Source organism: Paenibacillus sp. MER TA 81-3 (genome assembly GCF_023713585.1).
GTDB lineage: Bacteria > Bacillota > Bacilli > Paenibacillales > Paenibacillaceae > Paenibacillus_B > Paenibacillus_B profundus.
The window spans coordinates 78,729-91,398 of the sequence record NZ_JAMAWB010000007.1 but is presented as its reverse complement, the minus strand read 5'-3'; the positions used below and the strand labels follow the sequence as shown (position 1 = coordinate 91,398).

Here is a 12,670-nt window from a genome sequence, read left to right as displayed (position 1 = left end):
CTGCTTACCAACTGCGTTGATACGATTTCGGAGCTGCAAGCTTGGCCCGCAGAACCTGAGCGGCGTGTCGCGGCCAATACGGATTGCGAAGCAGCTCGCGTCCGAGGAACACGAGATCCGCCCGATCGTTATGCACGATCTCTTCGGCCTGTGCAGGCTCAGTAATGAGCCCGACGGCACCTGTGGCAATACCCGCCGATTGGCGAATGGCATGCGCATACGGAATCTGGTACCCTGGGAATACGTCGATTGGATGCGGAACGACTGCGCCAGAACTGCAATCGATTAAGTCGACGCCCTGATCCTTCATGCGTCGAGCATAGTCGATGTATGCCTCAAGGGCGTTGCCGCCGTCTGCATACTCATTCGCGGAAATTCGCACGAAGAGCGGCTTGTTCCATGTTACGCGTATCGTATCAATAATTTCGCTTAAGAAGCGGTATCGGCCTTCTGCATTGCCGCCATAACCGTCCATCCGTTGATTCGTGAGCGGGGACAGGAACTGATTAATCAAATACCCGTGCGCGCCATGAATCTCGATGATGTCGAATCCGGCTTCCTCGGCGCGCCGCGCCGCATCCGCAAATGCTTTAATCGTCCGCCGTATATCCTCCTGTGTCATTTCTTCCGGCAGTGCATAATCCTCGCTGAACGGAATGGCAGAAGGCGCAATTAAGCCCGGCACGGTCGCCTTGCGTCCTGCGTGGGCGAGTTGAATGCCGATTCTGCTGCCATGGGCATGAACCATGTCGGTCAATCGACGCAGTCCCTCGACATGCTCGTCGCTCCATATGCCCAAATCCTGCGCACTGATGCGTCCCTCCGGTGTGACGGCTGTCGCTTCTACCATAATCAGTCCGACTTGACCGACTGCCCGGGACGTATAGTGAACGAGATGCCAATCGTTCACCTTGCCGTCCTCTTCGGCGCAAGCGTACATACACATTGGTGACATCACAATTCGATTCGGTATCGTCATACCGCGTAAAGTTAATGGTTCAAATAAACGGGGCATGGAAAATCCCTCCATATGTTCATGGTTATTGTTCCAATCCCATTATACCCCTGCATGTATGCATGAAACAAATAGGACAGCTGTATGCACTGCGTTTTTGCTGTTTATGCTTTACGATGCAGTTATTCGAGCTGCTGCTGTCCGTGGTTTTGTACGACACGGTCCAGCCAATCGATGCAGTCTGCCGTTACTTCTTCGCGGTTTGTCTCGTTTAGCAATTCATGGCGCGCGTCCGGGTATAGTGTGCATTCGACGTGCTTCAGATTGATGCGGCGATAGAGGTCCGCCAGATTGCGCACACCTTTGCCGTACATGCCTACTGGATCGGCATCTCCTGCTATGAGGAAGATAGGCAGTCCCTTTGGAATTCGCTCCATCGTTTCCGGTCGATGTATATGTCGCAGCAGCTTGAAGAAGTCCCGATAGAAGCCGACCGTGCTTAAGAAGCCGCAATGCGGATCGGCAATATATTTATCGACTTCTTTTTCGTCCCGGCTTAGCCAGTCATATGGTGTGCGGCTAGGGTTGAACTTGCGGTTATAGGCTCCAAAGGCCATCTTGTCGATAAATGAACTGCGGTGGCGTGAGCCGCGTACGCCGGATAGCAGATTAGCCACCCCGACGCCTGCCAATAGTTCTGGGCCGCGTGGCCCGTTGCTGCCGCATAGAATGACGCCGTTGATATGACTTGCATGCTCCGATATGTATTGTTGCGCGAGAAAAGAGCCCATGCTGTGGGCAAATAAGTAGATTGGCAGCTGCTCATGGTTTTTTTGAATTATTTCAGTCAGTTGAACCATGTTGCGCACCATCCAGTTGAAGCCGTCTTCGCCGACATAGCCTAAATCTTCTTCGCAAGCCGCAGTCTTCCCATGACCTCGATGGTCGTTGGCGTATACGATATATCCAGCAGAAGTGAGCGCTTCGGCGAATTGTTCGTAGCGTCGCGCCGTTTCCGTCATGCCGTGCGCAATCTGCACGACTCCCTTCGCTTCATTCGCATTCACTGGCGTCCAGCAATACACATACACATGGACACGCTGTGGATCGGTAAACGTAAACGTGTTCGTTAACATGAGAGATGCCTCCTGTCCTTGCTCCTATTACTTTCATTATAGTGAGGGACATATCGATAAAGCTATGGATAGTTTTGTGTCATCTCCGTGCGGGTCTGCTATTCGCCGGTGGCATCTCTTGTGATATGATACGTCTATAATCTATCTATGGAACAGCATGACAAGCAGTGAGGAGGCGTTGGACACATGTTTGCACCAACAATGTATACTGGGAGCAGAGAAAAGGACTATCCGGTAATAACACAGCAATTATCCGCATTGATTGATGGGGAACCGAATCTCATTGCGAACTTGGCGAACGCATCGGCTTTGCTCTGGCAAGGCTTGAAGAATATTAATTGGGCAGGGTTCTATCTGATGGACGTGGCAAAAGGTGAACTTGTGCTCGGACCCTTTCAAGGTATGCCTGCGTGTGTGCGCATTCCGCTTGGGCGCGGTGTCTGCGGCACGGCGGCCAAGGAACAGCGCACGCTCATTGTTCCCGACGTGCATGCTTTTGCAGGCCACATTGCATGTGATGCGGCTTCTCGTTCCGAAATCGTCGTCCCAATGGTGAAGGATGGCAAGCTGGTCGGCGTGCTTGATATTGACAGCCCGCTGACAGAGCGATTCAACGAAGACGATCAGGCAGCGTTAGAGAAGATGGTCGCAGCAATTATGTCGGAATCGGAGTAGCTTGGAGAAGGAATATCGGGTTCAATGGAGCAGCCGCATTCGAATTGGAGGACTGACTGTTCAAAAATAAGAGTAACGGTGTGCCTGTACAGAAAAGCCGGGGATTCTGTGCTAAATTGTTCATCCTTTTTGTGATCGTGCTCACACGACGGGACTTCCATATTTAGTATGTTGGAGTCAGAAATCCATTTTGACAGGGGGAAGCGCGAATGTTCTGTCATCAATGCGAACAGACGCCTACGGGCGGCTGCAAGGTCGTCGGAGTGTGCGGCAAGGATGAAACGATTGCAAGTCTTCAGGATACGATTGTGTTTGCTTTGAAAGGCATCGCGGCTTACGCGACGCATGCGCGACAGCTTGGCTATATCGATGAGGAGGTTGACGGGATTACGCATGAAGCGCTCTATATGACGTTGACCAACTCCAACTTCAATGTGCAGGAGCATCTCGATATGGCGATGAAGGTAGGAGGCGCAGCCATACGCATCATGGATGTGCTGGACCGGGCTCACACCGGGCATTTCGGCATTCCTGAACCGGTTACCGTCCCACAGAACAAGCTTGAGGGCAAGTCTATCGTCGTGACGGGACATAACTTGTATGCGCTGGAGGAACTGCTGAAGCAGACGGAGGGCAGAGGCATCAACATTTACACTCATTCTGAGATGCTCCCGGCACACGGGTACCCAGCGTTGAAAAAATATCCGCATTTGAAGGGCAACATCGGTAAAGCGTGGTACGATCAACGCCGTCTGTTCGAGCAATATCCGGGCGCTATTTTGGCTACAACCAATTGTGTCATGCCGATCAAAGGCACGTATGCCGATCGGTTCTTCTCCTATGAGGTGGCCGGGCTCGAGGGAGTGGCCAAAATCGTAAACGACGACTTCACGCCGCTCATCGAGCGGGCGCTTGCGCTGCCTGCGGCGGACGTGGACAGCGTACAAACCTTGACGACGGGGTATCATCACGAGACGGTGCTCGGGCTTGCGCCGGAAATTATCCAGGCGGTCAAGGATGGGAAGATCAAGCATTTCTTCGTCATCGCAGGCTGCGATGCGCCGGGCAAAGGCGGCGAATATTACCGCGAATTGGCGACGTCCTTACCGAACGATACCGTTATTCTCACGACTTCCTGCGGCAAATTCCGCTTCAACGATGTGGAATATGGAACGGTCGCGGATACGGGCATTCCCCGGTACATCGATCTGGGCCAATGCAACAATTCCGGTTCCACCGTCAAGATCGCTCAAGCGCTCGCAGACGCATTCGGCTGCAGCGTGAATGAGCTGCCGGTGTCGATTGTGCTGTCATGGTTCGAGCAGAAGGCTGTCGCCATCTTACTCGGCCTGTTCAGCTTGGGCATCCGTGATATCCGCATCGGGCCGAAGCCGCCGGAATTTATTTCTGAGGGCGTAATGAACGTGCTAACCGAACTGTTCGGCTTGAAGCTCATTGGCAATGCGCAGGAGGATATGAAGGAAATGCTCCGGCTTGCATAGATTGAAGTAGATACGCATTATCGTTATGCAAAATATAGAAAATACGAGCTGGGTATTGCATCTTCTCGCAAAATTATATATAATTTTTTCATTGTTAAACTGCTGGTGTAGCTCAGGGGTAGAGCAACGCACTCGTAATGCGTAGGTCGGGGGTTCAATTCCCTTCACCAGCACCACTTACATGTCGATAACGGCGCGGCTTCCGGGGGATTCGGGGGCCGCGCTTTTTCCCTTTTTAGGGGCTTCATCTACCGATCATCTACCCTTTATCCAGATAAAGCGGATTTTCTCTGTCGATTTGGTGTCCGGTTATCGAATCACCGACGTTACGCAGCACCAAACGGCATCGAGGCATACAATGCGAATGCATCGGCCTCGTCTTCCTGCGCCTGGGTGAACTGTTCGGGCATAGTACTTTGATCGCCAGCATGCCTCAATAAGTGACATAGCTCGTGCAGGAAGTCTAACCATTGCTGAGTGGGTTCGAGACGCGAATCAATGTTCATAGTGTACATTCCTGACTTCACTTCTAACGCTTCGCTTCTGAAACTTCCATAATATATCCAAACGTTCATACGAAAAGAAATATCCTCGATCGTGAGTTGTGAAGGTTCCGTAACGCCAATTTTGTTGTAAAGCTCTTCTTGAAATTCCTCAATACGAGTCAATTGATAGCCTGACACCGTTACTTATGGTGTTGATCGAAAATAAAGAGCTTTATTACGACTATGTTGCATCACCAGAACCGCTGAGTGAGGGGAAGCCACTAAGTGAAGAGGTTGACGAGCTGAAACAATCAGTTGCTGAACTTACAATATTGATAGAAACGCCACAACAATAAGAGAGGATGATCGAAATGGTATTTACGAGGGACAGCGGATTGGTAAAAGTTTGGGTTGGATTGGTCATGGTGGGCACATACAAATACGAGCAAGTACCCAAGCTTTATAATCTTAAGGATGTTGTTGGCGAAGTGATCAACGGAACAACAGAGTAAGCGCCCCGTAAATCGGAAGGCGCTATTTTTATGCCCTCGGGAGTCCGGGGGCTATTTGAGTTATAGGGGTGATGAGATGGATGCAGGGACGATCACGGCTCTAATATCCGTGGCAGCGGCCATTTCCGGTATTTTCTTAGGCTGGCTAGGTAGATCTCGCACAATTAGACAGGATACAGCAATTGAAGCCGGGAACGACGCCCGCCTACGCACTGATTTGGAATACATCAAGCGCGGGATTGATGACGTGAGGATTGAACAAAAGACGCAAGGACAACGGTTTGATTCTTTGGCAGAGCGCGTTACACGGGTTGAGGAATCGGCGAAGCAGGCGCATAAGCGTCTGGATCGGATTGAGGAATAACAAATTATTTTAATGGGAGAGTGTTGAACTATGGAATGGATGGAATGGAACATGATTTTTGAACTGATTGACCCGGCTTTATTTATCGTTGTCGGCGCTTGTTGGGTGATTGGGTACATGCTCAAGCAGACGCCCGCTGTGCCCGATTGGAGCATCGTTTACATCGTCGTTGTGCTGGCGGTGGTGTTTTACTGTTGGAATGCTTGGTTGGAGCGTAGAGGCGTTGATACAGGGCATTCTAGCGGGGGCGTTTTCAGTGTTTGGGCACCAAGCTGTTAAACAAGCGAAGAAGGGCGGTGAAAAGTAATGGTAGCGGCGATTGAGGAAGTGAAAAAGGTATTATGGGATGGCGGCCACGGAGGAAAAGATCCCGGGTCCAGTGGGAATGGAGTCGTTGAAAAGAACATCGCCTTACAAGTCGCAACAGAAGCGGCGAAGCGATTGGAACGGGACTACGAAGGTGTCCAATGCCTTCTTTCCCGTTCTTCTGATGTTTATCTATCCCTTTCAGAGCGAACCAACAAAGCGAATGCAGCAGGGGCCCATCTATTTATATCAATCCATTGCAACGCGGGCGGCGGCGCTGGTGGGTTTGAATCATTCACGTACATCGGGACGAAAGATGCTGCTACAGCGGCGTTTCAAGACGTGCTGCACGCCGAAATCATGAACCGCTTAAACCGTTCGGAGTCCGGGACCGGGGGCAGAAGAAGAAGGATCTATATGTCTGCCGGGAATCGCTCATGCCGGCCGTACTCACTGAAAATCTGTTCGTCGATGTGGCTGCTGATGCGGCCAGATTAAAGCGGCCAGAAGTGATTGAGGCGATTGTTGTCGGCCATGTGGCCGGGGTTGCGAAGTATCTGAAGCTGCAGCCGAAGAAAGCACAGCAGCCGCCAGCGAGCGGAGCGACCAACATCCTTGGCCCAGCATAGGCTACGGTCGAGCAGGCCAAAGCATGGGCGAAATCGAAGAATGCTCCCGCTGAATTCGTTGCACTCGCCGATCTATATTGGCTACTTGCGCCTGAGCGCGGCGGAGTAGATCCGGCAGTGGTCTATGTCCAGTTCGGACATGAAACTGGGTACTTGTATAGAGACGGGCGGAGTGCGGCGGGGATTGACGCCACGTACTGCAATCCATGCGGCTTGAAGGTTACCGCTGGCGGCGGCGATACGCAGGCCGCCGCACACAAGCGCTTTGCCAATTGGCGTGAGGGGATAACGGCCCACCTTGACCACCTCGCGCTATATGCCGGGGCGAGCGGATATCCACGGGATAGCACTCCCGATCCGCGTCATTTCTCGTACCTCAAAGGTACGGCGCGGACGGTGGAAGCACTCGGCGGTAAATGGGCCCCATCGTCAACTTATGGACACAAATTAGTGCAGTATTTAAAGGAGGTACAAGCAATGAAAAACAGCCGAAGCAAACGGATTATGCTGACCACTGGGCAGAAGCATCTATTCGGCGAGTGATGGACGCAGGAATTATGGGCGGCCGTAACACTGGATTAGCGCCGAATGAACCAATTACGCGGGCAGAGATGGCCGTGATAATTGATCGGCTGTTGAAGCAGATGGGGAAATAAGGGCTTAGGCCGAGTCTGCTCCCTGTTATACGATAAGAGCCGCGGGATCATTCCTGCAGCTCTTACCTTGAAAAAAAGAATTATTAGCACCAAACCTTGAGAGGATTGAGGCCAATCAAGACATAATTCCTATTATTTTTAATCATATAAAGGAACAAATATATCCTCACCATATAGGAACAAAAATATCCTCACCTCCATACACCCAAGCTTCTGTTTGGCCATGATCTAGCAATACATTATTATTATTATATGCACCAACCCAAAATCTGAATTTATGACCAACTTGCAGGAAAGGTGTTTTGTAATAATTACCATAATCTTGGCGCACTTCTACAATTAGTCGGTCGGTAGTTAAATCCCTGATGGCAATTTTATAATAAGCAGCACCGTCTACGCCGCTCCACCTAACCTCGGCGGTTTCATAACGTGCGGCTTGACTTACTGCTTTTGTCTCAACAGTAGAGGCTTGAAGCGGCTCCGCAAGAACTGCACCAGAACCAGCAGAGAACAACGTAGTTGCTGCAAGGATCGAAACAGAAAGCTCTTTTAACATAGTATTACCTCCCAAAAAATGATAATTTTAATTCACCACTTTTTAGTAGAATAGCTATGTGTCTGTATGATGAATCACCCTGATACTACCTATAATAATATATTTTGTCAATACTATTTGGATATTAATATATAAAATAATTATTTTTTAGGTATTTTAATATTATTTCTCCATCAATACAAGTATATGTTTGTATTACCTGTACTTTTATGGATAGTATTCTCAGCTTCTCTCGAGGTTGAGCGGATTCAGTGTTTCCAAATATCCCAGCCACCTAAAAAGTTGTGAAGTTTACCACCGTGTAGGCGGATATCCGCGGGCCAATACTCCCGATCCGTGGCACTTTGCCTATCTGCATGGCACAGCGCGGACGGTGGAGTCTCTGGGCACAAAATGGGCTCCGTCTCCGACATACGGCTCGCGGCTGGTGGACGAGCTTTCGAAGATGCGGAGGATGAAGGCGGATGCCCCAGGAGCCTCGGCGGAAATGGCTTCAATCGAAGTCAACGGTAAAAAGATTGGCGAGTGGCCGCTAGTCGATGGAACGGTCCTTGCTCCGGTCCGAGCGGTAGGCGAAGCGCTTGGCTGCCGAGTAGGTTGGAACCAGCAGACCAAAACGGCATCAATCAATGGCGTGACTGTACCGGGAGAGTTGATTGGCGGCAGCGCATATGCTTATGTTCGGGCAGTTGCGAAGGTTGCAGTGGCAATAGTTAAATGGGATACAAAGGAACGGAAGGTACTTATATCGGACTAACCTGCGGGGTCTGTAGGTAAAATAATACGACTTTCATTCAAAACAATGAATGAAAGTCGTATTTATCATTAATTACTTACAGCATATGTTTCCCATTTAGAGACAACTTTCTTAGGGTCTTAAAATTGTCTTGCATGAATAAAGAGGTCCATTCTATGCCCAGTCTTGTTGGTCACTTTGATGTTGATCTTCTTTTCCTTTCCCTTAACTTCTACTGGAACTGTTATTTCTTCTCCTGCTCTAATTTTTTTTTTCTGATGAACCTGTTACAGTCAGATAGACTGGGTCTGTAGAATGTCTATTCTTCACATGAACATTCAATGTTTTACCATTTTTCTCGTTTAATGTGAAAGAATCCTTGAAATCAGATGTTGATCGGTGTGATAAATTGTCTATCAAAATCGCTGATGCAAAAGCAGATGAGGAGAAGGACAAGATCAATACCATGGCCAAGCAAAGCCCCATAATTTTCTTCGCGCTTAATAACCTCCTATAATTTGTTAGCGTTTTGTTTTTCTGAATGCCAGATTCGCCCGGACTCAAGGAATAAACTTGCTAACCATAAAGTTAGATCAAGGCTGTAAAGAAAATAGGTTATAACCATGAACTCAGCTTTCGAAGAAAAACTAACGCTGATTTATAGTTCATAAATGATAGAAACAGGAATATGACTTCTACCTTTTCACCTCTCAATAATTTGATTTTTGTTGCTATCATTATGACTATCTCGAGAAGAAATATTTAGTTTATTATTATAAAATATATTATTAATTCCTATTGTATCAATAATTTAAAAATTAAGGAAGATAAATAAAACAAATACCAATAAAATCGAATTATTTCAGGCATTTAAATGACTCTTTAGTTTTAAGGTTCTTGTATTGGTGCCTCAATAATACAAGGGCATACTATGACGAGTTCCTTGCCTCCTTATCAGCGGGCCGTCTTGGACGGCCATTTCTTATTTCTAAAGGACTTTAGCTCCATGGTTTTATTTGGTATACTGTTGTCAAGCTGGATTTTCCGGCGATCACCGAAAGAGCCGTTGGGAAAGCACTAGCTTTAGATGAGCTCGTACGGTACTTGAAAAAGACAATCTTTTTCAAGTTTACGTTTAGAAAGCAAAATGCTATCATATAATTATAAAAGGAGCCGTGCGGCTAACACGACTCCCACGCAATAGCCGCTTTTAAGGGCGGTTGGTGTTAAACAGCATAAATGAGCCGTTAACCTACTCCAAGGGCGGCTCATTTCTTTTTATGAAATGAAAGGATCAACACAACCAGTGTCGCAAATGAAATCATCAGCGTCAAAGCTTGGTATGTCTCCATCGTATCACCTCCCTTCCGGAAGGATCACCGACCGCCCTTGTAAGCCATTCTATTGCCTAACTATCATACCATATTTTTCTTCGTTAGAAGTGGTTCTTAAAAGAAGATAGCGGGATAATTCCCACGGCTCTTTTTGCACTACTTGATTGTATACTCATTCACTTCAAACGATAAAATCTTATCGAAAATCACATAGTCTTTACGACTGCTGAACGGCCCTTTGTTATTGTTGTGTTTGTTAATGGCATAGGATGCTGTTCCTGAGCCGGCTTGTTTACTTTCGTACCAGGTAATGAAGGCATTAACTTCTTCCATGCTAAGATCGAATTCTTTTTCTAAGCCAGTAGTCATTGTAACGACAAGTATTGCTCTGTCACCTTTAGGCTGTTCTGGTTCTGGTTTTGGCTCTGGATTAGGTTCAGGATTAGTAGGTGGAGATACTTCAGGATCAAATGGATTTAACTTGCTTCCATTAGGAAAATCTAGACCAACTATATATAAGTATTCTTTTGTGTTGTTAATGATTTCAACAGAATGTTCCCTTGATTCTAGGGTTGGACTCTCGTAAGCGATTCTTGGAGTGCTGTCATTAGTCCCATGTAATGAAAAGTTATCTGTTTTTTCTCCATCAATATAAACATCAATGTCCTTTGAACTGTTGCTATAGTAGTAGGATATAAACCGGAATTTGTCTCCAACGAAATTAAACTTTATTTTTGCGTCGCTTGTTTGCCAAACGTTTTTAGTGCAACGCGAAACCTGACAGACCGTCCAACTGCCTTCGTAAGTTATATTTACTTCGTCATACAGATATCTTTCCCAGCCCACCTCGGCTTCGTCGGAAGCAGGGCCAACATATGAAGCGTAGGAAGTTTGTGAAAATGACAATGCGAGAAAGATTGAAAATATAATAGGAATTATGTACTTTTTCATTTAATTAACTCAACTTTCGCAGAGCCAAAATTAGCTTAACAGCACGTACTGCATAGATTTGAGAACGATTGGATTATCTACTTGACGAAAATAGAAAAACACCGCTTCGTTTGGTAAAGTGAGAGTGTCGAACAATCACTACCATAAAGAAGAGGTGTCCTCTATATGATAGAACAAAAGCAGTCTTTCGATCAACTGCCAAGAGAAATCAAACCGGCTTTTCAAGAACTGAATGTGCTCAAACACTTAAATGCCGCGGGGGTCAAGAAAAAGTTTGGTTTCACCTGTGCCTGCTTGTTTCGCCTCGTATTCGTTCTTTTGTTTCACCAGAAGAACTGGTTTCGCCTGCTGGAAAGCAACAAAGGCGAGGGGTTTCCCGGCAAAGATGCCGTTTACCGGTTTCTCTATCACGGCGGGTACGCCTGGCGGCGGTTCTTACTGTCGCTGAGTGGCGAGACCGTGCAGCGTATCGAGAAACTGACCTCGGAAAGCCGTGAGACGGCATTCATCTTTGATGACTCCATGTTCGAGCGTAATCGGAGTAAAACCGTCGAGATGCTAGCGCGCTTCAAGGATCATGCGACGGGTGCGTTCTATAAGGGATTCCGCATGTTGACGATGGGCTGGTCAGACGGCCATTCGTTTATCCCCATGGACTTTTCGCTGCTCAGTTCCGCGAAGTCCGGTATTAACGGCATCATGGAAGGTATCGACAAACGCACTCATGGCTACAAGCGCCGTCAGGAAGCCTTTTGTTCTGCCCCGCAAGTGATCTCGACTATGCTGGACCGTGCCATACAAGCCGGCGTTTCCACGTCGTATGTCCTCATGGACAGTTGGTTTACGCATGCACCGCTCATTCAGGAAGTCACTTGCCTTGGACTGCAAGTGATCGGCATGGTGAAGAACGATAACAAGCGCTACCTCGTGAACGGGCAGCGACTGTGCCTCAAAAAGCTGTATGCTGCTGCGCCGCGTGTCGAGGGCAACAACCGCTATATCCTTCGCCACATCCGAACGGAGCTTGCCCCCGGCATCCCGGTGACGGTCGTGTTTGTCCGTCATCGTTCCAAGAAGAACGAGTGGCTTACCATTCTCTCAACGGATCTGGCTTTGACCGCCCAGGACATCATCCGGATCTACCGGATGCGCTGGGAGATCGAAGTCTTCTTCAAGTGCGCCAAGTCACTGTTGCGACTGCAAAAAGAGTTTCAGGGCCGCTCGTACGACTTGCTCGTGAGCCATACGACGATTGTGTTTTCACGTTACATTCTGCTCGCTTGGCAGCACCGGCAAAGCACCGATCAGCGGTCTTTTGGCGGACTGTTTTATGTACTTTGCGATGAAGTTGGCATCATCGATTGGGCGGTTGCCCTGCAACAAATGGTTGATTTGATTACCGATATTGCTACGAAAGCCAGTAAGAGGATCACATCGCTCATTCAGTGTCAACTGCAGCAATGGATCGGCGGTCTGCCCAGTTACATCAAGGCATATCTGTCGATTTCATGCTGCGAAAGTTGAGATAGTAACGACAAGAATTGCTCGGTCACCTTTAGGTTGATCTGGTTTAGGTTCAGGCTCCGGTTCTGGACTTTCAACTGAGTACATTTCAACTGTGCTGAGAATCCCATCATTCTCAAAAACTGCTCCCCCAATAATGTATATATTTCCATTCATTTGTACAGAAGTGTGTTCAGTTCTTGGGAAAGTTAAATCCTTAAGCGTGGTTATTGTTTCTTTTGGGGTCAAAAATTTCAACAGTTGAAATGAGTTCGCCCAAACCTATTTTACCTCCTGTATATCCTCCCAAAATGTAGACTTTGTCATTGATTTTAACAGTCTTATGGCCAACTCTTTTCATTAGCTTGCT

At 47.9% G+C, this 12,670-nt stretch carries 19 protein-coding genes, 1 tRNA gene and 1 pseudogene; 13 read left to right on the top strand and 8 right to left on the bottom strand.

All coding sequences use genetic code 11. The features are described from left to right. Positions 1-4: 4 nt before the first annotated feature. On the bottom strand, positions 5-1,015 hold the full coding sequence (namA, locus tag M3650_RS11585; RefSeq protein WP_251574835.1) for an NADPH dehydrogenase NamA: 1,011 nt from the start codon (positions 1,013-1,015) through the stop codon (positions 5-7). A 122-nt stretch (positions 1,016-1,137) separates the two neighbouring features. After that, the gene (locus tag M3650_RS11580; protein WP_251574833.1) at positions 1,138-2,091 is read right to left on the bottom strand and encodes an alpha/beta hydrolase; all 954 of its coding nucleotides are present in this window, start codon (positions 2,089-2,091) and stop codon (positions 1,138-1,140) included. A 186-nt stretch (positions 2,092-2,277) separates the two neighbouring features. Here M3650_RS11580 and M3650_RS11575 point away from each other — a divergent pair, with 186 nt between their 5' ends. From M3650_RS11575 to M3650_RS11565, 3 genes are all read left to right on the top strand, one after another. Then, a complete protein-coding gene (locus tag M3650_RS11575; RefSeq protein ID WP_285848418.1) occupies positions 2,278-2,766 on the top strand; it encodes a GAF domain-containing protein in 489 nt (162 codons plus the stop codon). Positions 2,767-2,975: 209 nt separating this feature from the next. Continuing rightward, the gene (hcp, locus tag M3650_RS11570) at positions 2,976-4,268 is read left to right on the top strand and encodes a hydroxylamine reductase (protein WP_251574832.1); all 1,293 of its coding nucleotides are present in this window, start codon (positions 2,976-2,978) and stop codon (positions 4,266-4,268) included. A gap of 101 nt (positions 4,269-4,369) precedes the next feature. Then, a tRNA-Thr gene (locus M3650_RS11565) sits at positions 4,370-4,444 on the top strand. Between the two features lie 150 nt (positions 4,445-4,594). Here M3650_RS11565 and M3650_RS32290 read toward each other — a convergent pair. Beyond that, positions 4,595-4,951, bottom strand: a complete 357-nt coding sequence (locus M3650_RS32290) for an ImmA/IrrE family metallo-endopeptidase (RefSeq protein WP_251574829.1) — start codon at positions 4,949-4,951, stop codon at positions 4,595-4,597. Positions 4,952-4,959: 8 nt separating this feature from the next. Between M3650_RS32290 and M3650_RS11555 the strand changes: the two genes are divergently transcribed. The 8 genes and pseudogenes from M3650_RS11555 (at position 4,960) to M3650_RS11520 (ending at position 7,220) form a co-directional block, all read left to right on the top strand. Continuing rightward, complete coding sequence (locus M3650_RS11555; protein WP_251574828.1) at positions 4,960-5,109, top strand: hypothetical protein; 150 nt, start codon at positions 4,960-4,962, stop codon at positions 5,107-5,109. A 6-nt stretch (positions 5,110-5,115) separates the two neighbouring features. Continuing rightward, the gene (locus M3650_RS11550) at positions 5,116-5,265 is read left to right on the top strand and encodes a hypothetical protein (RefSeq protein ID WP_251574827.1); all 150 of its coding nucleotides are present in this window, start codon (positions 5,116-5,118) and stop codon (positions 5,263-5,265) included. A 55-nt stretch (positions 5,266-5,320) separates the two neighbouring features. Continuing rightward, positions 5,321-5,629 carry a hypothetical protein gene (locus M3650_RS11545; protein ID WP_311295075.1) on the top strand — a complete coding sequence of 103 codons (309 nt, stop codon included), beginning with the start codon at positions 5,321-5,323 and terminating at the stop codon, positions 5,627-5,629. A 39-nt stretch (positions 5,630-5,668) separates the two neighbouring features. Next, positions 5,669-5,936, top strand: a pseudogene (locus M3650_RS11540) (phage holin family protein). Next, positions 5,936-6,433, top strand: coding sequence for an N-acetylmuramoyl-L-alanine amidase family protein (locus M3650_RS11535; protein WP_285848417.1), 498 nt, complete (start codon positions 5,936-5,938; stop codon positions 6,431-6,433). The pseudogene M3650_RS11540 and the gene M3650_RS11535 overlap by 1 nt, the downstream one beginning before the upstream one ends. Next, on the top strand, positions 6,373-6,564 hold the full coding sequence (locus M3650_RS32590) for an N-acetylmuramoyl-L-alanine amidase (protein ID WP_369011112.1): 192 nt from the start codon (positions 6,373-6,375) through the stop codon (positions 6,562-6,564). The genes M3650_RS11535 and M3650_RS32590 overlap by 61 nt, the downstream gene beginning before the upstream one ends. 117 nt (positions 6,565-6,681) lie before the next feature. Continuing rightward, entirely contained in the window at positions 6,682-7,107 is a 426-nt protein-coding gene (locus tag M3650_RS11525) for a glucosaminidase domain-containing protein (protein WP_251574826.1), read from the top strand. Beyond that, entirely contained in the window at positions 7,107-7,220 is a 114-nt protein-coding gene (locus M3650_RS11520) for an S-layer homology domain-containing protein (protein WP_251574823.1), read from the top strand. The genes M3650_RS11525 and M3650_RS11520 overlap by 1 nt, the downstream gene beginning before the upstream one ends. 166 nt (positions 7,221-7,386) lie before the next feature. On the opposite strand, the gene M3650_RS11515 is transcribed toward M3650_RS11520, so the two are convergent. Beyond that, positions 7,387-7,776 (bottom strand): hypothetical protein, encoded by a 390-nt coding sequence (locus M3650_RS11515; protein WP_251574822.1) that lies wholly within the window; start codon positions 7,774-7,776, stop codon positions 7,387-7,389. A 487-nt stretch (positions 7,777-8,263) separates the two neighbouring features. Here M3650_RS11515 and M3650_RS11510 point away from each other — a divergent pair, with 487 nt between their 5' ends. Continuing rightward, complete coding sequence (locus M3650_RS11510) at positions 8,264-8,533, top strand: stalk domain-containing protein (RefSeq protein ID WP_251574821.1); 270 nt, start codon at positions 8,264-8,266, stop codon at positions 8,531-8,533. A 1,247-nt stretch (positions 8,534-9,780) separates the two neighbouring features. Here M3650_RS11510 and M3650_RS32585 read toward each other — a convergent pair. Together M3650_RS32585 and M3650_RS11505 are read right to left on the bottom strand one after the other, a co-directional pair. Next, positions 9,781-9,864, bottom strand: a complete 84-nt coding sequence (locus tag M3650_RS32585; protein ID WP_369011118.1) for a putative holin-like toxin — start codon at positions 9,862-9,864, stop codon at positions 9,781-9,783. 138 nt (positions 9,865-10,002) lie between these two features. Next, positions 10,003-10,797, bottom strand: a complete 795-nt coding sequence (locus tag M3650_RS11505; protein ID WP_251574820.1) for a bacterial surface protein — start codon at positions 10,795-10,797, stop codon at positions 10,003-10,005. A gap of 165 nt (positions 10,798-10,962) precedes the next feature. Between M3650_RS11505 and M3650_RS11500 the strand changes: the two genes are divergently transcribed. Then, on the top strand, positions 10,963-12,321 hold the full coding sequence (locus tag M3650_RS11500; protein ID WP_251574819.1) for an IS4 family transposase: 1,359 nt from the start codon (positions 10,963-10,965) through the stop codon (positions 12,319-12,321). Here M3650_RS11500 and M3650_RS11495 read toward each other — a convergent pair. Together M3650_RS11495 and M3650_RS32580 are read right to left on the bottom strand one after the other, a co-directional pair. Then, positions 12,304-12,558: a Kelch repeat-containing protein gene (locus M3650_RS11495; RefSeq protein ID WP_251574817.1), complete on the bottom strand. Its 255-nt coding sequence runs from the start codon at positions 12,556-12,558 to the stop codon at positions 12,304-12,306. The genes M3650_RS11500 and M3650_RS11495 overlap by 18 nt on opposite strands. Beyond that, entirely contained in the window at positions 12,518-12,661 is a 144-nt protein-coding gene (locus M3650_RS32580; RefSeq protein WP_369011111.1) for a Kelch repeat-containing protein, read from the bottom strand. Before M3650_RS32580 ends, M3650_RS11495 begins: the two co-directional genes overlap by 41 nt. Positions 12,662-12,670 lie beyond the last annotated feature (9 nt).

Excerpts from the sequence above, each read along its gene's own strand:
- namA (WP_251574835.1), bottom strand. The coding sequence starts at position 1,015 with ATGCCCCGTTTATTTGAACCATTAACTTTACGCGGTATGACGATACCG.
- M3650_RS11580 (WP_251574833.1), bottom strand. The coding sequence starts at position 2,091 with ATGTTAACGAACACGTTTACGTTTACCGATCCACAGCGTGTCCATGTG.
- M3650_RS11575 (WP_285848418.1), top strand. The coding sequence starts at position 2,278 with ATGTTTGCACCAACAATGTATACTGGGAGCAGAGAAAAGGACTATCCG.
- hcp (WP_251574832.1), top strand. The coding sequence starts at position 2,976 with ATGTTCTGTCATCAATGCGAACAGACGCCTACGGGCGGCTGCAAGGTC.
- M3650_RS11555 (WP_251574828.1), top strand. The coding sequence starts at position 4,960 with ATGGTGTTGATCGAAAATAAAGAGCTTTATTACGACTATGTTGCATCA.
- M3650_RS11550 (WP_251574827.1), top strand. The coding sequence starts at position 5,116 with ATGATCGAAATGGTATTTACGAGGGACAGCGGATTGGTAAAAGTTTGG.
- M3650_RS11535 (WP_285848417.1), top strand. The coding sequence starts at position 5,936 with ATGGTAGCGGCGATTGAGGAAGTGAAAAAGGTATTATGGGATGGCGGC.
- M3650_RS32590 (WP_369011112.1), top strand. The coding sequence starts at position 6,373 with ATGCCGGCCGTACTCACTGAAAATCTGTTCGTCGATGTGGCTGCTGAT.
- M3650_RS11520 (WP_251574823.1), top strand. The coding sequence starts at position 7,107 with ATGGACGCAGGAATTATGGGCGGCCGTAACACTGGATTAGCGCCGAAT.
- M3650_RS11515 (WP_251574822.1), bottom strand. The coding sequence starts at position 7,776 with ATGTTAAAAGAGCTTTCTGTTTCGATCCTTGCAGCAACTACGTTGTTC.
- M3650_RS11510 (WP_251574821.1), top strand. The coding sequence starts at position 8,264 with ATGGCTTCAATCGAAGTCAACGGTAAAAAGATTGGCGAGTGGCCGCTA.
- M3650_RS32585 (WP_369011118.1), bottom strand. The coding sequence starts at position 9,864 with ATGGAGACATACCAAGCTTTGACGCTGATGATTTCATTTGCGACACTG.
- M3650_RS11505 (WP_251574820.1), bottom strand. The coding sequence starts at position 10,797 with ATGAAAAAGTACATAATTCCTATTATATTTTCAATCTTTCTCGCATTG.
- M3650_RS11500 (WP_251574819.1), top strand. The coding sequence starts at position 10,963 with ATGATAGAACAAAAGCAGTCTTTCGATCAACTGCCAAGAGAAATCAAA.
- M3650_RS32580 (WP_369011111.1), bottom strand. The coding sequence starts at position 12,661 with ATGAAAAGAGTTGGCCATAAGACTGTTAAAATCAATGACAAAGTCTAC.